A 19,172-nucleotide genomic window follows, 5' to 3' on the forward strand; every position below is an offset into this window, starting at 1 on the left:
TCGTCGGCATCAGGCGGCGGCACGCGCTGCGCGCGTACCGCCCTACGCGATCGTGAGGCTCGCGATCGCCGCGCCGGCGAGGCCGAAGGCGAGCAGGAACAGGTAGGAGAAGCCGACCATGCAGAACTTGAAGGTCGTCATGAACCAGCCCTGCCGGTAGACGCGCTTGGCCATCAGGAACAGGTAGATCGGCAGCCAGGTCCATACCGCGGCGCGCAGCAGGTTCAGTATCGGCAGCGCCCAGTGCGCACCCGTGTCCGCCCAGCCGGCGAGCAGGTGCAGCAACACGAGCAGCAGCAGCGAGAGAAAGATGAACGCGTGGCTGTGCAGAGCGACCATCAGGTGCTCCATGTACAGTCGCCGCTTGAAGATGTAGAAGATCTTGAGCAGCAGCGCGAACAGCGGCATCAGCACGAACAGCGTCTGCGGCAATACCGAGAACAGGCGTGCGATCGCCTCGCCCGGATGCTTGCGCGCGGCATTGATGTTGTCCTTCGCGTGGTGCGCCATCGAGTTGAGCTTCGCGTTCGCGAACGCGGGCAGCCACGAGATCGCGATCGGATGCTTGACCGGATCCCACGGCGTACCGTCGATCGACAGCGTACCGCCGTCGTCGTCCTCGGCATCGGGGTCGGGGGGCGCGGCATGGCCTGCAGCGACCGCGTCGTCGCGGCGCTTGAGCCAGGCGATGCGTTCCTCGGCCTTGTGGCGCACTTCCGATTCGGCCTTGTCGAGCTTCGCGACTGCCTTGGCCCGGTTGCCGGCGGCCGCGCGCGCAGTCGCGAGGCCTTGCAGCGCGGCCTGCAGGCGCGTGTCGACCTCGGCGGCGGTCTGCGCATGTCCGATGCCGCCGGAGCTGCCCTCGCCGACGAGGTTGAAGTTGGCGTCGTCGAAATCGAGGCTGATCTGGATCGCGAAGAACGAGATCACGCAGAGGAAGAAGAACAGGCGGAACGGCGTCACGTAACGCGTGCGGCGGCCTGCGAAGTACTCGTTGGTGAGGAAGCCCGGTCGCAGGTAGAGCGGGAGGATGCTGCGGAAGATGCGCGAGTCGACGTTGAAGATCGTGTCGGCGACGTCGGCCATCACGCTCGCGAGATGGCGGATCATGCCCTTTTCGGGCTGTCCGCACGCGTAGCAGTACGGGCCGTACATCGGCGCGCCGCAGTTGCCGCAATGCTTCGGCGGCGCCGGCGGCGCCGAAGGCACGCTCACCGCGGGCTGCGCGGCGGCCGAATCCGTCGCTGGTTCATGGCTCATGCGTCGCGCGGGCTCCGTCGATCGAATGGGCGGCGCCGCGTCGCGCGGCGGCGGGTTAAGATGCCCGCACAGGTTCCCCCATGCCGAGCATTTTACATCGCAACCGGCCGCGTCTCGCGCGCGAGCTGAAAGACACGCTGCGCCTCGCGGTGCCGCTCGTGCTCGGCCAGCTTTCGGCGATCGGCATGAACCTCATCGATGCATTGCTCGCCGGGCATCTCGATGCGCACACGCTCGGCGCGGTCGCGGTCGGTGCCAGCGTGTGGACGCTCGCGATCGTCGCCGCGATCGGCGTCATGATGGCGCTGCCGCCCTCGGTCGCGCAGCTCGCGGGGGCGGGCCGTCGCGAGGCGATCGGACCGCTGTTCCGCCAGGCGGTCTGGCTCGCGCTCGCGCTCGGCCTCGTGCTCGGCATCGCGGTCCATGCGGGCGGCGCCCTGCTCGTCGCGCGCATCGGCATCGACGCCGCCCTCGTGCCGGACGTGATCCGGTTCCTCCACGCGGTCGCCTGGGGCGCGCCCGCGCTCGCCCTGTTCTTCACTCTGCGCGGTCTCGGCGAGGGCATCGGCCTGACGCGCCCGACGATGTACTTCAGCGGCCTCGGCCTGCTCCTGCTCGGTCCGATCGGTTACGTGCTCATGTACGGCCGCCTTGGCCTGCCGTCGCTCGGCGCGCTGGGCAGCGGCATGGCGACCGCGATCGTGCTGTGGCTCGAGATGCTCGCGTTCGCGGCCTACGTCGCACGCAGTCGCCACTACCGCGACCTGAGCCTGTTCGAGCAGTGGGAGCGGCCGAACCCGCGCGCGCTCGCCGAACTGCTGCGCATCGGCGTGCCGATGGGCGTGTCGCTGTTCATGGAGGCGAGCCTGTTCGTCGCCGTCGCGCTCGTGATCGGCACGCTCGGCACCGACGTCGTCGCAGGGCACCAGGTCGCGCTCAACGTCGCCTCGGTGTCGTTCATGGTGCCGCTCGGCCTCGCGATGGCGACGACCGTCCGGGTCGGCCACGCGGTCGGCCGCGGCGACGCGCAAGGCGTCCGCGACGCGGGCCTCGTCGGCATCGGCCTCACCCTGATCGCGCAAGCCGTATCGGCCGGTGCGATGCTGCTGCTGCCGCGGCCGATCGCGATGCTCTACACCGAGGATGCGACGGTCGTCGCGCTCGCCGCGCAGTTGCTCGTCCTCGCGGGGTTGTTCCAGTTCTCCGACGGCATCCAGGTCGCCGCGAACGGCGCGCTGCGCGGCCTCAAGGACACGCGCATCCCGATGTTCATCACGACCTTCGCCTACTGGGGCGTGGGCATGCCGGTCGGCTGGTGGCTCGCGTTCCCGCAGGGCCTCGGCGCGCGCGGCATGTGGATGGGCCTGATCGCGGGGCTGAGCATGGCCGCGCTGCTGCTGTCGTGGCGCTTCTGGAAACTCGCGCGCGGCCCGCTGGCCGGCATGGTGTCGGGAAGCGCGCCGCCGCTCGTCCATCCGTGAGCTGCGCCGGTCGTGCTCGACGCCACCGGGCGAAGGCGCGGCCGGTCCGGCCGTGAAGCCCGCCGCGTTCGCGTGCGCGCACGGCGCTGATGCACGCGCCATCGTCGTCGCGCGAATGCGCATGACCGATGCGCCATGCCGCATCGCAGCGGATGCGGTAGGCTGGGACATGCCGGTCGATCCATTCGACATCGAGGAATTGCAATGCCCAGCCAGCCCGGCGTGATCCGCCGCTTCTTCCGCGGACTCTGGGACGCGCTGAATTTCACGCGCCGTCTCGTCTTCAACCTGGTCTTCCTGCTCGTGCTGCTCGCGTTCTTCGGCGCGTTCTTCGCGTCGCGCCCGCTGCTCGCGCCGCGCACCGCGCTCGTGCTCGATCCGAGCGGCGCGATCGTCGAACAGTATTCGACCGATCCGACCCAGCGCGCTCTCGCGAGCGTCGCGGGCAACGAGTCGCCGGAAGTGCAGCTGCGCGACCTGCTGCGCGCGATCGACGCGGCCGCGAAGGATTCGCGCATCGAACGCATCGTCCTGATCCCGGACGAGATCACCCGCATCGGCCTCGCCACCGCGCGCGAACTCGGCGCCGCGCTGGACCGCTTCAAGGCGAGCGGCAAGGACGTCATCGCCGTGTCGGGCGGCATGGGGCAGAACCAGTACCTGCTCGCGGCGCACGCGAACCGCATCCTGCTCGATCCCGAAGGGGCGGTGCTGCTCGAAGGCTTCGCCAACTACCGCAGCTACTACAAGGACGCGCTCGACAAGCTCGGCGTCGAGGTGCACCTGATCAAGGTCGGCACGTTCAAGTCCGCCGCCGAGCCGTACGTGATGAACCAGGCGTCCGATGCGGCGAAGGAAGCCGATGCGTACTGGATGGGCGGCATCTGGCAGGAATACCTCGCCGAGGTCGCGGCGCTGCGCAAGATCGACGGCGCCGCGATCGCCGACGACATCGCGCACTACGACGAGCGCGTCGCCGCGCACGAGGGCGACCTCGCCAGGCTCGCACTCGAGCAGAAGCTCGTCGACCAGCTTGCGACGCGTGCGGAGGCGCGCGAGCAGCTGCGTTCGCTCGGTGCCGCCGAAGGCGACGAGGGCTTCCGCCAGGTCGGCTTCCGCCAGTACCTCGCGACGATCGCGCCGGCGGCATTGCCGCACGTCGGCGACGCGGTCGCGGTCATCGTCGCGCAGGGCGAGATCGTGCCCGGAGAGCGACCGCCCGGCATGGTCGGCGGCCGGTCGACGGCTCAGCTCGTGCGCGCCGCTCGCGAGGACGACGGCGTCAAGGCGATCGTGCTGCGCGTCAACTCGCCCGGTGGCGACGCGTATTCGTCGGAGCTGATCCGGCGCGAACTCGCGCAGGCGCGCGAACTCGGCAAGCCGGTCGTCGTGTCGATGGGCGACGTCGCCGCGAGCGGCGGCTACTGGATCTCGATGGCGAGCGACGAGATCTGGGCCGAGCCGAACACGATCACCGGTTCGATCGGCATCTTCGGCCTCGTCATGACCGTGCCCGACACGCTCGCGAAGCTCGGCATTCATACCGACGGCGTCGGCACGACGCCGCTCGCGGGCACGCTCGACATCCGCCGGCCGCTGTCGCCGCAGCTCGAGGCGATCATCACGAGCGTGATCAGGCGCGGCTACGGCGAGTTCATCGGCAAGGTCGCACAGTCGCGCGGCAAGACGCCGGCCGAGATCGACGCGATCGCGCAGGGTCGTGTGTGGAGCGGCGCACAGGCGAAGGAGCGCGGACTCGTCGACAAGCTCGGCGGCCTCGGCGACGCGATCGCCGCCGCCGCATCGCGCGCGAAGCTCGGCGACCGTTACCAGGTGCGCTACGTCGAGCGCCAGATGACGACGTGGGAGCGCCTCGCGCTGAGCTTCAGCGACAGCGAAGCGATGGTGCGCGTCGCGCGCTGGACCGGCTTGCGCCTGCCCGCGGGAATGTTCGGCGGCGCCGAGTTGCAGCAGATCGCGGCGACGGTCGAATCATTGCGCGGCAAGCGCTACGGCGCGTTCGCGCATTGCTTCTGCGAATTGCGCTGAGCGCTCGCGTCGCGAACAGGGGCGTTTGCCGTTGCAGAAGAACCGTAGGCTGGATCAAGCCGCGAAAGCGGCGGATCCGGCGCTGCGCGCCTTGATCCGCCCTACCTGCTCGACGTGCCCACGGGGAACCTCCGGCAGCGCGATTTCCAGCTAGCGCAACGCTGCGTTGATCCTGTCGAGCGTCGCCGCACCGGGGCAGAGCGCCTTCGCGTCGAGCGTGTTGAACGGAGCGGCGACGGTATTGAGGTGGACATGCAGGTCGTGCGCCGCGCTGTCGACGTAGAGCAGGCCGGTCACGACTTCGCCCTTCGCCTGGTGCGCATTGACGTAGTTCATCGCGGCGACGCGGTCGGTGGGATCGTGGCTCGGGTCGAGCTTGCGCAGGCGCAGCACGCTGCCGTCGTGCTGTTCGACCTCGACGACTCCGCCCGGAGGCACGTCGACGACGATCTCGGCGCGCGGCTCGATGACGTCGAGGCGGTTCACCGCGTCGTTGTGCTCGCGCACGTACTCGTAGCTCTTCGTGCTGCCGGCGTGGTTGTTGAACGCGACGCACGGGCTGATCACGTCGATGAACGCGGCGCCTCGATGCGCGATCGCAGCCTTGATGATCGGCACGAGCTGCTGCTTGTCGCCGGAGAATCCGCGCGCGACGAAGCTCGCGCCGAGCTGCATCGCAAGACCGACGAGGTCGATCGGCGCGTCGGTGTTGGCGACGCCCTTCTTCGACACCGAGCCCTGGTCCGCCGTCGCCGAGAACTGGCCCTTGGTGAGGCCGTACACGCCGTTGTTCTCGACGATGTAGACCATGTTCACGCCGCGGCGGATCGCGTGCACGAACTGGCCCATGCCGATCGACGCGGAGTCGCCGTCGCCGGATACGCCGAGGTAGATGAGTTCGCGGTTGGCGAGGTTCGCGCCGGTCAGCACCGACGGCATGCGACCGTGCACGGTGTTGAAACCGTGCGACTGGCCGAGGAAGTAGTCGGGCGTCTTCGAGCTGCAGCCGATGCCGCTGAGCTTGGCGACGCGATGCGGCTCGATCGCGAGTTCCCAGCACGCGTGGATGATCGCGGCGGAGATCGAATCGTGGCCGCAGCCCGCGCAGAGGGTGGAGATCTTGCCCTCGTAGTCGCGTCGCGTGAAGCCGATCGCGTTGCAGCCGAGGGTCGGGTGGTGGAGCCTGGGTTTGGCGATGTACGTCACGGCGTCTTCCTCGGCGAAGCCGCGTGCGCGGCGTCTCGATGCAGGCGGTAGATCACGTTGTCCAGCGCGAACAGGAGTTCGTCGTCGCCGGTCGCGTGGAAGTCGATCGCGCCTTCGCAGCCGGTGTCGAGCGTAGCGATCGGGCGTTTCGCGAAGCCCATGCGCGTCGCTTGCGCGTCGGCATCGACCCTGTGGTCGCCGTATTCGGCCAGGCCGCCCTGGAACAGGCCTTCGGCGGGAACGTCCTCGATCACGTACTTGGGGCCGTCGCAGGCCAGCGGCGCGGGCCCGCGGATGTGCTTCGGCTCGAACGTGACGCGTGTGCCGACGAGCCGCTTCACTTCGGCCGGATCGACGTCACCGTCGCCGCGCGCCCATGGCGCGGCGTCGCCGCGCTCGATCGTCCAGCGGCCGGCGTAGCGCTCCTGCGCGGTCGCGCTCGTCGCGAGCAGGACGATGGCGGCGAAGCGCAGACCCGCCGTGAGCGAGCGACGCTCAGTCACAGTCGTCCTCCGGGATCGTGTAGCCGTCGACGAAGCGCTGGCCGTAGCCGATCTCGAACGACCGCGTGTCGCGCTTGTAGTCGAGGCCGTCGATGTCGTGGTTCTCGGCACGGAACGCGTACGCCTTGCCCGGCTTGCCGTCGACCGGCTTCTCGAAATAGATCTCGATGCTCGCGGGATGCTTCGGATCCGCCTTCGGCACGATCGTCGCACCGCCGCACCAGTCCGAACCGGAATCGATCGGGTTGTCGGGATTGGCGAGCTCGCAGGCGCCACCCCGCCAGGTGATGCGAGCGGTGTCGCCGACCGCGTCGTCGAGCCAGGCTTCCACCGTGCGCTCGTCGCCGCATTCGCCGCGGGCGTAGTCGACGTCGGCGACGCGCGCCGAGCGGGCGGCGGCGGCGAGCGTCGCGTCGCTCACGCCGCGCTTCGTCGCGGCCGGCGACGGAGGCGACGTCGCGAGCAGGGCGAGCGCGAAGCCGCAAGCCGCGAGCGCCCGGGCGCGGGATGCGTCGAGCATGTCAGCGCTTCCCGTTCACTTCGATCGCGTAGCCGAGGAGGCCGACCGCGAAGACGAGGCCCGACAGGGTCCATGCGGAGAACAGCATCGGCGCCGAGCGCACGAGGTCGGGCAGCGCGATCAGCGCGAAGCGGAACAGGAGCCCGACCGCTTCCGCGCCGAGCGCGACGATGAGCCAGACCGAGCGGTCGCGCCGCCACATCAGCGCGAGCGCGGCGAGCACCATCGCCGCGATCACGAGCGAGAACAGCGACTGCAACGCCTGGGGAAGCGCGTTCATTCAGGCCACCTTGTCCGTTTCGTGCGGCCGCTGCGCGCCGACGCGGCGCTCGATCGAGCGCGTGATGAAGCGCGCGGTGATCGGCGTGCCGTCGTAGTGCAGCACCGGCACGAGCCGCGCGGGGTCGATACCGAACTCGTTGACGAGCATCGACCGCAGCTGCGCGTCGCGATTCTGCTCCACCACGAACACGCGCTCGTGCGTGGCGACGAACGCGGCGACCTCGTCGGCGAACGGGAACGCACGCACGCGCATCGTGTCGAGGTGCACGCCATTGCGCTCGAGCGCGACGATCGCCTCGTCCATCGCGGGCGCGGTCGAACCGAAGTGGATCGCGCCGAGCGCGGTCGGCTGCGCCGCCGTGCGCAGCACGGGCGCCGGCACGAGCGACTTCGCGGTTTCGAACTTCCGCAACAGCCGCTCCATGTTGTAGACGTAATCGGGACCGCGCTCGGAGTAGCGCGCGTACGGATCGCGCGAGGTGCCGCGCGTGAAGTACGCGCCCTTGTCCGCATGCGTGCCCGGGTAGGTCCGGTACGGGATGCCGTCGCCGTCGACGTCCTTGTAGCGGCCGAAGTCCCTGCCGGCCTCGAGCTCGGCCGCACTCATGACCTTGCCGCGGTCGTACGCGCGCGCGTCGTCCCACGCGAATGGTGCGCACAGGCGCTGGTTCATGCCGATGTCGAGGTCGGTCATCACGAACACGGGGGTCTGCAGGCGGTCGGCGAGATCGAGCGCGTCGGCCGAGAACGCGAAGCACTCGGTCGGGTCGGAAGGGAACAGCAGCACGTGCTTGGTGTCGCCGTGCGAAGCGTATGCGCACGCGAGCAGGTCGGCCTGCTGCGTTCGCGTCGGCATCCCCGTCGAGGGCCCGCCGCGCTGGACATCGACGATCGTGACCGGGATCTCGGCGAAGTAGGCGAGGCCGATGAACTCGGTCATCAGCGAAATGCCGGGGCCGGACGTCGCCGTGAACGCGCGCGCGCCGTTCCAGCCCGCGCCGACGACCATGCCGATCGACGCGATCTCGTCCTCGGCCTGCACGATCGCGAAGCGGTTCGCACCCGTCTCGGCGTCTACGCGGTACTTCATGCAGTACTTCTGGAACGCCTCGGCGAGCGACGACGACGGCGTGATCGGGTACCACGCGCAGACGGTCGCGCCGCCGTAGACGCAACCGAGCGCGGCCGCGCTGTTGCCGTCGACGAAGATGCGGTCGCCGACCTTGTCGGCGTGCTGCACGCGCAATCCGAAGTGCTCTTGGTCGAAAAGAGCGGCCGTGGACGGGCGGTCTGTTGCGGACGGATCCGCCCGAAGGAAATGGTCGCGGCCAAGGTGCAGCGCCTGCTTGTTCGCATCGAGCAGCTTCTCCTTGCCCTTGTACTGCTCGCCGAGCAGGCGCTCGATGATCGCGACGTCGATGTCGAGCAGCGCGGACAGCGCGCCGACGTACATGATGTTCTTGAACAGCTGGCGCTGGCGCGCGTCGGTCCAGGCGTCGTTGCAGATCGCGGTGAGCGGCACGCCGATCACGTGGACGTCGTCGCGGAACTTCGACTTCGGCAATGCCCGCGTCGAGTCGTAGAGGAGGTAGCCGCCCGGCTCGATCTCGGCGACGTCGACGTCCCACGTTTGCGGGTTCATCGCGACCATGAGGTCGACGCCGCCGCGGCGGCCGAGCCAGCCGTCGCCGCTCACGCGAACCTCGTACCAGGTCGGCAGGCCCTGGATGTTCGACGGGAAGATGTTGCGCGGGCTGACCGGAACGCCCATGCGCAGGATCGCCTTCGCGAACAGCTCGTTCGCCGAGGCGGAGCCCGAGCCGTTGACGTTGGCGAACTTGACGACGAAGTCGTTGACTGCGCTGATCGGCTTCACGCGGCGGCTCCTGGCATCGCCGATGCTACGGTCATGCGGCCTTCTCCTTCGGCGCGCCCGAGCGACAGCCTTCGCCCGCATGCGTGATGCCGAGCAGGAACTTCTGCATGTCCCACGCGCCGGTCGGGCAGCGTTCGGCGCACAAGCCGCAATGCAGGCAGACGTCCTCGTCCTTGACCATCACGCGGCCGGTCTTGAGCGGCGCCGAGACGTAGAGGTCCTGCGTGGTGTTCGTCGCCTGCGCCGACAGGCGCGTGCGCAGCTCGTCCTCGGCGCCGTTCTTCGTGAACGTGATGCAGTCCATCGGGCAGATGTCGACGCACGCGTCGCACTCGATGCACACGCGATCGGTGAAGACCGTTTGCACGTCGCAGTTGAGGCAGCGTTGGGTCTCCTTCCACGCGGTTTCGGCGTCGAAGCCGAGTTCGACCTCGAGCGTGATGCTCTTGAGCGTCTTGCCCGCGTCGGCCCACGGCACCTTGTAGCGCTCGTCCGGCGAGACGTCGTTGTCGTAGCTCCATTCGTGGATGCCCATCTTCTGCGAGATCATCTCGACTGCCGGCGCGGGCCGGTCGCGCACGGCCTCGCCCGACAGCAGCTTGTCGATCGACACGGCGGCCTCGTGGCCGTGCGCGACCGCCCAGATGATGTTCTTCGGGCCGAACGCGGCATCGCCGCCGAAGAACACGTGCGGCAGGCTCGACTGCATCGTCGCCGGGTCGACCACGGGCATGTCCCAGCGTTCGTCGAACGCGAGGCCGATGTCGCGCTCGATCCACGGGAACGCGTTCTCCTGGCCGACCGCGATCAGCACTTCGTCGCACTCGAACAACTCGTCCGGTTCGCCGGTCGGCACGAGCGTGCGGCGACCGTTCGCGTCGCGCTCCGCGCGCACCTTCTCGAACGTCATGCCGGCCAGGCGCCCGCCCTCGTGCACGAACGTCTTCGGCACGCGATAGTCGAGGATCGGGATGCCTTCGTGCATCGCGTCCTCCTTCTCCCACGGGCTCGCCTTCATCTCGTCGAAGCCCGAGCGCACGATCACCTTGACGTCGTCGCCGCCGAGGCGACGCGCGGAACGGCAGCAGTCCATCGCGGTGTTGCCGCCGCCGAGCACGATCACGCGCCGGCCGACCTTCTGGACGTGGCCGAAGTAGACCGACGCGAGCCAGTCGATGCCGACGTGGATATGCGCGTCCGCCTCGCGCCGGCCGGGCAGGTCGAGATCGCGGCCGCGCGGCGCGCCGCAACCGACGAACACGGCGTCGTGGCCCTGCGCGAGCAGCGCCTTGAGCGAATCGATGCGGCGGCCGCCGACGAAGTCGACGCCGAGGTCGAGGATGTAGCCGGTCTCCTCGTCGATCACGTGCTCGGGAAGGCGGAAACGCGGCACCTGCGTGCGCATGAACCCGCCCGCTTTCGCGTCGGCCTCGAACACGGTGACGTGGTAGCCGAGCGGCGCGAGGTCGCGCGCGACGGTGAGGGAGGCGGGACCCGCGCCGATGCAGGCGACGCGCTTGCCGTTGCGGCGCACGGCGGCTTTCGGCAGGCGCTCGCGGATGTCGCCCTTGAAGTCGGCGGCGACGCGCTTGAGTCGGCAGATCGCGACGGGCTCGGGATGGCCACCCGCGCTCGCCTCGACGCGCCCGCGCCGGCAGGCGGGTTCGCAGGGCCGGTCGCACGTGCGGCCGAGGATCCCCGGGAACACGTTCGAGTTCCAGTTGACGAGATAGGCGTCGGCGTAACGCCCGGCCGCGATGAGGCGGATGTATTCGGGGACCGGGGTGTGGGCCGGACAGGCCCATTGGCAATCGACGACCTTGTGGAAATAGGCGGGGTCACGCGTATCGGTCGGCTGCACTACGGTCCCCTCTGGAAACGCACAGTGATCGCTTCGTCGAGACTAGACCTTGTGCCGGCGCCGTGCAAAGCGCAGCGCACCAAACCCGCGCCATGCCCGGGCGAGCGCGCCTTCGCGACCGGCGTGGCGCGCTCAGCCGCCTGCGGCCTCGATGTCCTTGTCGTGCTTCTCCTTCTCGTCCTCGAGTTGCGGCCCGACGCCCTTCGCCTTGTCGAGCGCCTTGAGCTGGTCGTCCAGGACGGTCTTCTGCTTCGGCGCCGCGGCTGCGGCCGGCTTCGGCGCTTCGGCTTCGGGCTTGCCGCCACAGGCGGACAGGGCGAGCAGGCTCGCGAGCAGGACGGTGCGGTGCATGGCGGACTCCCGGCGGCGGTATCCGTTAGAGTCTGCGCCGCGGCCGCTGCCGGCCACAAGCAGGAGATTGCGCGCATGACGAATCCGTCACGCTGGCGGCTCGACGGCCGCACCGCGCTGGTGACCGGCGCGAGCCAGGGCATCGGCTATGCCTGTGCGCGCGAGTTCGCCGCGCTTGGCGCCGACGTGCTGCTCGTCGCGCGCGACGAGATCCGCCTCGAACAGGCGCGCGCGGAACTCGCGGAGGAGTTTCCCGAACGCGAGTTCCTCGCCTGCGACGCCGACCTCGCCGTGCAGGAGCAGCGCCTCGAGGTATTCGACTGGATCGCCGACCTCGACGTGGAGCTGTCCCTGCTCGTCAACAACGTCGGCGGCAACGACGCGAAGCCCGCGCTCGACTACGCGCTCGACGAAGTGCGCGCGCTGCTCGAACTGAACGTGCTGAGCGCGTTCGAGCTCTGCCGCCTCGCGCATCCGCACCTTGCCGAACACGGCAATGCGGCGATCGTCAACGTCGGCTCGGTCTCCGGCCTCGTGCACGTGCGCACGGGGGCTCCATACGGCCTGACCAAGGCCGCGCTGCACCAGCTCACGCGCAACCTCGCCTGCGAGTGGGCCGAAGACGGCATCCGCGTCAATGCGGTCGCGCCGTGGTACATCCGCACGCGCCGCACCGAAGGCAAGCTCGCCGATCCGGACTACCTCGACGACGTGCTGCTGCGCACGCCGATGGGCCGCATCGGCGAGCCCGACGAGGTCGCGGGTGCGGTCGCGTTCCTGTGCCTGCCCGCATCGAGTTACGTGACCGGCGAGTGCATCGCGGTCGACGGCGGGTTCCTGCGCTACGGCTTCTGAGCGTGCATCGCGGTGGTGCGCGCGCCGTCCGGAACCCGTCTTCCTCCGCGCTGACGAGCCGAGCCTATCAGCGCGCGGCGGCCCTCCGCCGGCGTATCAGCAGCAGCGAAGCGAACGGTGGTATCACGATCTGGGCGATGCCGTTGCCGACCGATGACCAATCGATGGCGGCGAGCGTGTCCCGCCACGTCACGGTCGAAGCGCCCTGATTGCCGATCGCGTGCAGAATCCCGCCGATGAACAGAAGCCACGTCGCCGCCAGCAGCACCGTCGTTGCGAAGAGTCCCCGATGGCGCAGTACCCCGAAACGAACGGCAACGAGGATAGCGGCATGGGCGGCGACGAAGGATACGCACCAGCCGGCGAAGAACGTGACCCGGGTCGAGAGCGCGTCGGCCGGGAACGTGTCGAGCAGCAAGGTGAGCAACATTCCCGCGACGACATATGCGCCGGCAAAGGCCCAATACACGATCATCGTTCGCACTTCCGCCGGCGGGTGGCATCGGTAGCCGAAAACGGCGAGTCGGCCCCGCCGGCCTGCGCTAGCATGTTCGCATGCGAGCCGCTTCCGTGCCCACTACTTCCCTCGATCCACGCATCTGCGACCAGGCCCGCCTCACGCGCGACGCGCGCTTCGACGGGTTGTTCTACATCGCGGTCACGTCGACGGGCATCTACTGCCGGCCGGTCTGCCCGGCGCCGTCGCCGCGCGCGAAGAACATCCGCTACTACGACAGCGCGGCGGCCGCGTCCGCAGCGGGCTTCCGCCCTTGCCTGCGCTGCCGGCCCGAGGCGGCGCCGGGCTCGCCGTTGCATCGCGCGAAGAGCGAGCTCGTCGCCGGCGCGCTGCGCCTGATCGAACAAGGCGCGCTCGACGCGGGCTCGCTGCCCGAACTCGCCGCGCGCGTCGGCGTCGGCGAGCGTCACCTGCGCCGCGTGTTCGCCGAGGAACTCGGTGCTAGCCCGCTCGACGTCGCGGCGACGCGCCGCCTGCTGTTCGCGAAACAGCTGCTCAGCGAAACCGCGATGCCGATCGCGCGCATCGCGGAAGCGTCCGGCTATGCGAGCCTGCGCCGCTTCAACGCCGCGTTCGTCGCGACGTACGGCAAGCCGCCGCGCGAGTTCCGCCGCGGCCGCGCGGCGGCGGACGCCGGCGCGCACGAGCTCGTGCTGCGCCTGCCGTACCGCGCGCCGTACGATGTCGAACACCTGCTCGCCTTCTACGGTCGGCGCACGATTCCCGGCGTGGAGGCAGTCGACGAGCGCAGCTACCGGCGCAGTGTCGTCGTCGACGGCGTGCCCGGCTGGTTCGACGTCGCCGCGATCCCGGGCGACGATGCGCTCGCGCTGCGCGTGCACCATCCGTCGAGCAGCGCGGTCGGCGCGATCGTCGCGCGCGTCAGGCGCATGTTCGACGTCGACGCGGACCCGCGCGCGCTCGAACTCGCGTTGCGCGGCAGCGACCTGCTCAGGCCGCTCATCCGGCGCTGGCCGGGACAGCGCCTGCCCGGCGCGTGGGACGGCTTCGAACTCGCGGTGCGCGCGGTGCTCGGCCAGCAGGTCAGCGTCGCCGCCGCGCGGACGTTCGCCGCACGCGTCGCGGCGACGTACGGCACGCCGTACGCGGACGGCGAAGCACATGGCGTAGGCGTGCTGTTCCCGACTCCGGAGCGGCTCGTCGAAGCGCCGCTCGAGCAGCAGGGCATCATTCGCGCACGCGCGTCGACGATCCGCGGCCTTGCGCGCGCGGTGCTCGACGGCCGCCTCGCGTTCCGCGCCGAGCAACCGCTCGCCGCGTTCGAGCGCGACCTCGTCGCGCTGCGCGGCATCGGGGCATGGACCGCGCACTACATCGCGATGCGCGCGCTCGCGCAACCGGATGCGTTTCCCGCAGCGGACCTCATCCTGCGCCGCGCGGCCGGCGGGAGCCGCACGCTGTCGACGCGCGAACTGGAACGGCTCAGCGGGGAATGGCGGCCCTGGCGTGCCTACGCGGTGATGCTCCTGTGGCGCTCTTCTTGAGGCGTGTGGCCATGGATGGCCGTTGGTGGAGTGGTCGCGAGCGCGGGCCGTCGCGGAGGCCGCTCATGGGAGAACGCGGGAGCAACGAAGCATGATCTACGACTACCTCGACACACCCATCGGTCGCCTCCTGCTCGCCGCCGACGAGCACGGCCTGCGCCACGTCGAGTTCGAACGCGCGGACCAGGGCAAGCGCATCGGCCCGTCGTGGCGGCGCGGACGCCAGCGTCTCGGCGCGGTCGTCGAGCAGCTCGAGGCGTACTTCTCCGGCGAGCTGCGCGCATTCGATCTGCCGCTCGCGGCCGAAGGCACCGCCTTCCGCAAGAACGTCTGGGACGAACTCGCACGCATCCCGTACGGCGGGACGATCAGCTACGGCGAACTCGCGCGCCGGATCGGCGACCCGTCGGCGAGCCGCGCGGTCGGCGCCGCGAACGGCGCGAACCCGTTGCCGATCATCGTGCCGTGCCATCGCGTGATCGGCGCGAACGGCAGACTCACCGGTTTCGGCGGTGGCCTCCCGCTCAAGCAGTGGCTGCTCGACCACGAACGCCGCCACGCGCCACGCGCGCCGTTCGCGCTGGCGTAGGCCGAGTCTACCGGGGCTAACCGAGCCGAAGCTTCGCCTCCTCGATGTCCCTCGAGTTCCTGGATTCCCGCTCGTTTGCTGCGCTCGAACGTGCCTAGCATCCGCGCAGGCGTTCGCGCAGTCGGGCCTGTTCCTGCTGGAGTTCCGCCTCGGTGTCGCTGAACGCGCGGCGCAGCTTGCCGGCCACCTTGTCGAGTTCGTTGCGCAGGAACGCGCACGCCTCCACCGCGTCGGCGTGATGGCATTCGTCGACGACCCAGACGTAATGGGCGCCGATCGGATCGGCCGTTGGAGCTGTCGCCGGCGAGGGCTGCAATTCCGGCGCGGAGACGCCGATGCCGCCCGGGCCGTAGGCCTGCGCGAGGCTCTTGCCCGATCCGGCGAGCATCGCGTAGGGCACCCAGCTGCGCCGCCCGACGCCATCCTCGCTGATGTACCGGCTGCCGTCGGTCGCCGTGCACAGGTACAGCGACGGTGGCGGCAGCGTCGGCGCTGCCGGTTGGACGGGCGCTTCCGAGGCGGGCGCCGCGACGGCGTCGGCTTGCGACGGTGGCTCCACGGGGGCTGGCAGCGGATCGGCGAGATGGATGACGGACTGGTTCGCCGCGCTCGCGCACGGCTTGTCCTGGTAGCTCACGCCCTCGGATCCGGTGCAGCGGTACACGTCGGTCGCGGCAGCGGCGAACGGCAGGCTGGCGAGCAGGAGGAACGCACGGAGCATGCCGCGATCCTAAACCGTTCGCCGGCGCGCGACGACCGTCGCATGCGCGCGCGCCAAACGGACTAGGATGCGCGTCTGTCCTGCCGGAGGTGTCATGAGTGCCGTCGAACTGATCGACCTCGCCAGCGATACGAAAACGCGACCGACCCCCGCGATGCGCGCGGCGATGGCGGCGGCCGAGGTCGGCGACGAGCGTGCGCACGAGGATCCGAGCGTGAACCGGTTGCTCGCGCGTTGCGCGGACCTGCTCGGCAAGGAAGCCGCCGTGTTCCTGCCGTCAGGCACGATGGCGAACGAGATCGCGCTCGCCGTGCACTGCCGTCCGGGCGACGCGGTACTTTGCGATGCGACGTCCCACCTCATCGGCTTCGAAGGTGGCGGGCCCGCCGCGCTCGCGGGCGTGATGATCGAACCGATCGGCGGTCGGCGCGGGATCTTCGACGCGCGCATGCTGCGCGCGGCGATTCGCGCCGACGCACCGTACGCGCCGCGCCAGCGGCTCGTCGTCGTCGAACAGACCTCGAACCTCGGCGGCGGTGCGATCTGGCCGCAGGCGACGCTCGACGAGGTCGCCGAAGCCGCACACGCGGCCGGGCTCGCTACGCACATGGACGGCGCGCGCCTGCTCAACGCGTGCGTCGCGAGCGGCGTCGCGGCCGCGGAGCACGCGCGCGGCTACGACTCGGTCTGGATCGATTTCAGCAAGGGCCTCGGTGCGCCCGGCGGCGCGGTACTCGCGGGCAGCCGCGCATTCTGCGACGAGGCGTTCCGCATCAAGCTGCGCTGGGGCGGCGCGATGCGCCAGAGCGGCATCATCGCGGCGGCGTGCGAGTACGCGCTCGACCATCACGTCGAACGCCTCGCCGAGGACCATGCGAACGCGCGACGCTTCGCCGAGGCGATCGCCGGCGCGCCGGGCATCGCGATCGCGCCGGCCGAGGTCGAGACGAACCTCGTCTATTTCGACGTCCCGGCGGCAGCAGGCAGCGCCTCGGCGTTCGTCGCCGCGTTGCAGTCGCGCGGCGTGCGCCTGGTCGCGATGGGCGCGACGCGCGTGCGCGCCGTGACCCACCTCGACGCCGACATCGACGCGATCGATCGCGCAGCGGTGCTGGTTCGAGCGCTTTGCGAGGAAATGCGGCAGGACGCGTCGTAGGCGAGCGACGTCCGATTCGAATTCCGGCTGATCGTCGACGCGCGTCGCGCAAGCGCGAATCCGCCGCCCGCGCAGCGGATCGACGCCGGCGGACGCGCCACTGCGCGGCACGACCCTCCTACGATGTCGTGCCGTCGCCGCCCCGACCGGCGCGCGTGCGTACGACGCCGACCGGCAGCGTCGCGATCCGGCGGTACTCGTCGCCCGTGAACAAGGTCGGGTCCGCCAGGCGGTCGGCGAACATCGCGGTCGCGTCGTTGCCCCAGTAGAGCTCCGCACCCAGCGCGAGCGTGGGCACGCCGAACACGCCTGCCGCGAGCGCGGCATCGGTATTCACGCGCAGGCGACCCTTGACCTCGTCGCGCGCGATCGCGCGCGATGCGTCGTCGATGCCGAGTGCGCGCGCCACGCCCGCGAGTTCGACCGCGCTCGTGCCGGCGAGCCCGTCGCGCCAGATGTGCTCGAAGATCGCGTTCACCGCCGGCCAGCCGGCGCCCGCGGCAATGCACAGCCGCAGCGCGGCGAGCGAATTGAACGGATGCGCAGGCGGAAAACGCAGCGGCGTGCCCGCACGATCCGCCTGCCACTGCACGAAGCGATAGGTGAACTCGCGCTTGCCCGCGATCTCGGCGGGACCGAGCTGGCCATGGCGCGCGAGCACCGCGCCGAACACGATCGGCACCGGCTCGATCGCGAGCCGCTCGCGCAGCGCGCGCAACGCCGCCAGCTGGAGATAGGCGAACGGCGAGACGAAGTCGAAATACCAGACGGCGGTATCGGGGGTCATGGGACGCCTCCTGCGGGCTCGCCGAGTGCAGGTGCCCGTGCGCGATCGTCGGGCAGCAGCCGCCGTCCCAACGATTCGAGTTCGGCAGCGACGAGCGCCGGCATGTGCCCTCCGGTCGCGAGCAGCAGGCGCGCGATCAGTGCGAACCACGTGTCGTGGCGGAGATCGTGCCAGGTCAGGCCGAACAACCACCGTCCCGCGTCCCGCGGGTACTCGGTCGCTTCGGCCGCCTCGACCCACGCCGTGAGCGCGTGCGCCGCGGCCAGCATGCGATCCGGATCGGCCGGTACGCGCATCCGTTCGAGCAGCAGCGCGCCGAGGCCGAGGAAGGCGCGTGAGAGCGGATCCGTTCGCTCCATGGCCGAGGCGACGAAGGCGAGCGCCGGGTCCGCGAGGCGCACGTCGAGCGCCGCGATGCTCTCGAGCATGGGCCCGAGGCTGTCGTTGACCTCGCCGATGCGCGAATCCGGTGCAACGCTCGCATCGCGCATCACGAGCGCGATGCAGCAGAACAGGCGCATCCAGTGGCCGCGTTCGCCTGCGCCACCCGGTTGCCAGCCCGGTTGGTCGGGTCGGCTCCAGCGGACGAGTTGGAGAACCTCGTGATCCCAGTCCCGGTCGAGGTCGATCGGCGCCAGCACGAGATCGTCCCGCAGTCGCCGCAGCCCGACGAGGTAGCCCTCCTCGTTCATGCCGTAGTCCGCGCGCGCGATCTCCCGCAGCATGTCGTCGTCGACGCGCCCGGCGACCTCGGCGAGCAGGCGCAGCGCATCGGGGACGGCGCGTGGCGTCGAGGAGCGGCCGGATGCCATGGCGTCAATGCAGCGTCCTGTAGACCTCGGGATCGAACGCGTCGACCGCGATCACTTCGTCGCGCGCCTCGCGGGCCTCGTTGAGGCGTTCGTACTCGGCGTCGCTGATCACGCCCGCCGCGACGCCGAGGTCGTCGAGCAGGTGGCCCGGCGCGCGGTCGAGCCGGCCCGCGCGCACCGCGTCGCGCAACTTCGTCTCGATCGGGATCGCACGCACGGCCTTGTCGAGCGCGGCCTCGAGGGAGCCGAGGCCGGGTTCGCCGGGCGGCGGCACGAACACGTCGGCGGTGAGCGTCGTGCGTGCCTCGCGGTTCTCGAGGATGTCGCGCGCGACTTCGCTGCCGAGCCGGTCCGACGGCAGGCGGAAGCGCGCGCCGAGCGGGAAGATCGCGAGCTTCAGCAGCACGGCGGCCCAGCGCACGGGCAGATTGTCGAGCACGCCGAGCAGCGCCTCCTGGATGCGGTAGAGGCACAGCTCGGCCGCCCAGCAGGCGAGCGCGTAGTTCGGTCGCGTCTTGGGCTCGTCGTGGTAGCGTTTGAGCACGGCGCTCGCGAGGTAGAGGTAGGCGAGCGCGTCCGCGAGTCGGCCGGACAGCTTCTCGCGTCGCTTGAGCGATCCGCCGAGCGTGCCCATCGCGGTGTCCGAGACGATCGTGAACGCGGCCGAGAAGCGCGACAGGTGCTGGTAGTAGCGATGGGTATCCTCGGTGCGCGGTACGCCGGCGAGGCGCGACCCGCTCCAGGCGAGCAGCTTCGCGCGCGCGGCGCGCGTGACGAACAGGTTGACGTGGCCGAAGATCGCGCGATCGAACGCGGCGAGGTCGTTCCTCGCGACCGCGTC

The 19,172-nt window shown here is 70.2% G+C and carries 20 protein-coding genes; 7 read left to right on the top strand and 13 right to left on the bottom strand.

The window, feature by feature from the left end; genetic code table 11:
- Positions 1–42: 42 nt before the first annotated feature.
- Positions 43–1,260, bottom strand: coding sequence for a DUF3667 domain-containing protein (locus VI238_RS17605; protein WP_331653739.1), 1,218 nt, complete (start codon positions 1,258–1,260; stop codon positions 43–45).
- An 80-nt stretch (positions 1,261–1,340) separates the two neighbouring features.
- On the opposite strand from VI238_RS17605, the gene VI238_RS17610 reads away from it, so the two are divergent.
- From VI238_RS17610 to sppA, 3 genes are read left to right on the top strand one after another with little or no spacing between them, the layout of a single operon-like run.
- Positions 1,341–2,741 carry an MATE family efflux transporter gene (locus VI238_RS17610; protein ID WP_331653741.1) on the top strand — a complete coding sequence of 467 codons (1,401 nt, stop codon included), beginning with the start codon at positions 1,341–1,343 and terminating at the stop codon, positions 2,739–2,741.
- Between the two features lie 52 nt (positions 2,742–2,793).
- The gene (locus tag VI238_RS17615; protein WP_331653743.1) at positions 2,794–2,967 is read left to right on the top strand and encodes a hypothetical protein; all 174 of its coding nucleotides are present in this window, start codon (positions 2,794–2,796) and stop codon (positions 2,965–2,967) included.
- On the top strand, positions 2,946–4,790 hold the full coding sequence (gene sppA / locus VI238_RS17620; protein WP_331653745.1) for a signal peptide peptidase SppA: 1,845 nt from the start codon (positions 2,946–2,948) through the stop codon (positions 4,788–4,790). Before VI238_RS17615 ends, sppA begins: the two co-directional genes overlap by 22 nt.
- 150 nt (positions 4,791–4,940) lie before the next feature.
- Here sppA and VI238_RS17625 read toward each other — a convergent pair whose 3' ends face one another.
- From VI238_RS17625 to VI238_RS17655, 7 genes are all read right to left on the bottom strand, one after another.
- The gene (locus VI238_RS17625) at positions 4,941–5,996 is read right to left on the bottom strand and encodes a 2-oxoacid:ferredoxin oxidoreductase subunit beta (protein ID WP_331653747.1); all 1,056 of its coding nucleotides are present in this window, start codon (positions 5,994–5,996) and stop codon (positions 4,941–4,943) included.
- Positions 5,993–6,499: a hypothetical protein gene (locus tag VI238_RS17630; RefSeq protein ID WP_331653749.1), complete on the bottom strand. Its 507-nt coding sequence runs from the start codon at positions 6,497–6,499 to the stop codon at positions 5,993–5,995. Before VI238_RS17630 ends, VI238_RS17625 begins: the two co-directional genes overlap by 4 nt.
- Entirely contained in the window at positions 6,492–7,019 is a 528-nt protein-coding gene (locus VI238_RS17635) for a hypothetical protein (protein ID WP_331653751.1), read from the bottom strand. The genes VI238_RS17630 and VI238_RS17635 overlap by 8 nt, the downstream gene beginning before the upstream one ends.
- A 1-nt stretch (position 7,020) precedes the next feature.
- Positions 7,021–7,299 (bottom strand): hypothetical protein, encoded by a 279-nt coding sequence (locus tag VI238_RS17640; protein WP_331653753.1) that lies wholly within the window; start codon positions 7,297–7,299, stop codon positions 7,021–7,023.
- Positions 7,300–9,177, bottom strand: coding sequence for a 2-oxoacid:acceptor oxidoreductase subunit alpha (locus tag VI238_RS17645; protein WP_331653755.1), 1,878 nt, complete (start codon positions 9,175–9,177; stop codon positions 7,300–7,302).
- 31 nt (positions 9,178–9,208) lie between these two features.
- Entirely contained in the window at positions 9,209–11,038 is a 1,830-nt protein-coding gene (locus VI238_RS17650; RefSeq protein WP_331653757.1) for an FAD-dependent oxidoreductase, read from the bottom strand.
- Between the two features lie 132 nt (positions 11,039–11,170).
- Complete coding sequence (locus VI238_RS17655; RefSeq protein WP_331653759.1) at positions 11,171–11,389, bottom strand: hypothetical protein; 219 nt, start codon at positions 11,387–11,389, stop codon at positions 11,171–11,173.
- Positions 11,390–11,464: 75 nt separating this feature from the next.
- On the opposite strand from VI238_RS17655, the gene VI238_RS17660 reads away from it, so the two are divergent.
- Complete coding sequence (locus VI238_RS17660; RefSeq protein ID WP_331653760.1) at positions 11,465–12,244, top strand: SDR family oxidoreductase; 780 nt, start codon at positions 11,465–11,467, stop codon at positions 12,242–12,244.
- Positions 12,245–12,311: 67 nt separating this feature from the next.
- Here the strand turns inward: VI238_RS17660 and VI238_RS17665 are convergent, their stop codons facing one another.
- The gene (locus VI238_RS17665) at positions 12,312–12,719 is read right to left on the bottom strand and encodes a hypothetical protein (protein WP_331653762.1); all 408 of its coding nucleotides are present in this window, start codon (positions 12,717–12,719) and stop codon (positions 12,312–12,314) included.
- 95 nt (positions 12,720–12,814) lie between these two features.
- Between VI238_RS17665 and VI238_RS17670 the strand changes: the two genes are divergently transcribed.
- A complete protein-coding gene (locus tag VI238_RS17670; protein ID WP_331653764.1) occupies positions 12,815–14,266 on the top strand; it encodes an AlkA N-terminal domain-containing protein in 1,452 nt (483 codons plus the stop codon).
- 91 nt (positions 14,267–14,357) lie between these two features.
- Positions 14,358–14,855, top strand: coding sequence for a methylated-DNA--[protein]-cysteine S-methyltransferase (locus VI238_RS17675; RefSeq protein ID WP_331653765.1), 498 nt, complete (start codon positions 14,358–14,360; stop codon positions 14,853–14,855).
- Positions 14,856–14,949: 94 nt separating this feature from the next.
- On the opposite strand, the gene VI238_RS17680 is transcribed toward VI238_RS17675, so the two are convergent.
- On the bottom strand, positions 14,950–15,576 hold the full coding sequence (locus VI238_RS17680; protein WP_331653767.1) for a hypothetical protein: 627 nt from the start codon (positions 15,574–15,576) through the stop codon (positions 14,950–14,952).
- A gap of 94 nt (positions 15,577–15,670) precedes the next feature.
- Here VI238_RS17680 and VI238_RS17685 point away from each other — a divergent pair, with 94 nt between their 5' ends.
- Positions 15,671–16,732: a GntG family PLP-dependent aldolase gene (locus tag VI238_RS17685; RefSeq protein ID WP_331653769.1), complete on the top strand. Its 1,062-nt coding sequence runs from the start codon at positions 15,671–15,673 to the stop codon at positions 16,730–16,732.
- 118 nt (positions 16,733–16,850) lie between these two features.
- Here the strand turns inward: VI238_RS17685 and VI238_RS17690 are convergent, their stop codons facing one another.
- The 3 genes from VI238_RS17690 to VI238_RS17700 form a co-directional block, all read right to left on the bottom strand.
- Positions 16,851–17,519, bottom strand: a complete 669-nt coding sequence (locus tag VI238_RS17690) for a 2-hydroxychromene-2-carboxylate isomerase (protein WP_331653771.1) — start codon at positions 17,517–17,519, stop codon at positions 16,851–16,853.
- Positions 17,516–18,331, bottom strand: coding sequence for a hypothetical protein (locus VI238_RS17695; protein ID WP_331653774.1), 816 nt, complete (start codon positions 18,329–18,331; stop codon positions 17,516–17,518). Before VI238_RS17695 ends, VI238_RS17690 begins: the two co-directional genes overlap by 4 nt.
- A 4-nt stretch (positions 18,332–18,335) precedes the next feature.
- The coding region (locus tag VI238_RS17700; RefSeq protein WP_331653776.1) for a DUF1974 domain-containing protein at positions 18,336–19,172 on the bottom strand (837 nt) is incomplete at its 5' end.

This window comes from Dokdonella sp., from assembly GCF_036518555.1.
Classification (GTDB): Bacteria; Pseudomonadota; Gammaproteobacteria; order Xanthomonadales; family Rhodanobacteraceae; genus Dokdonella_A.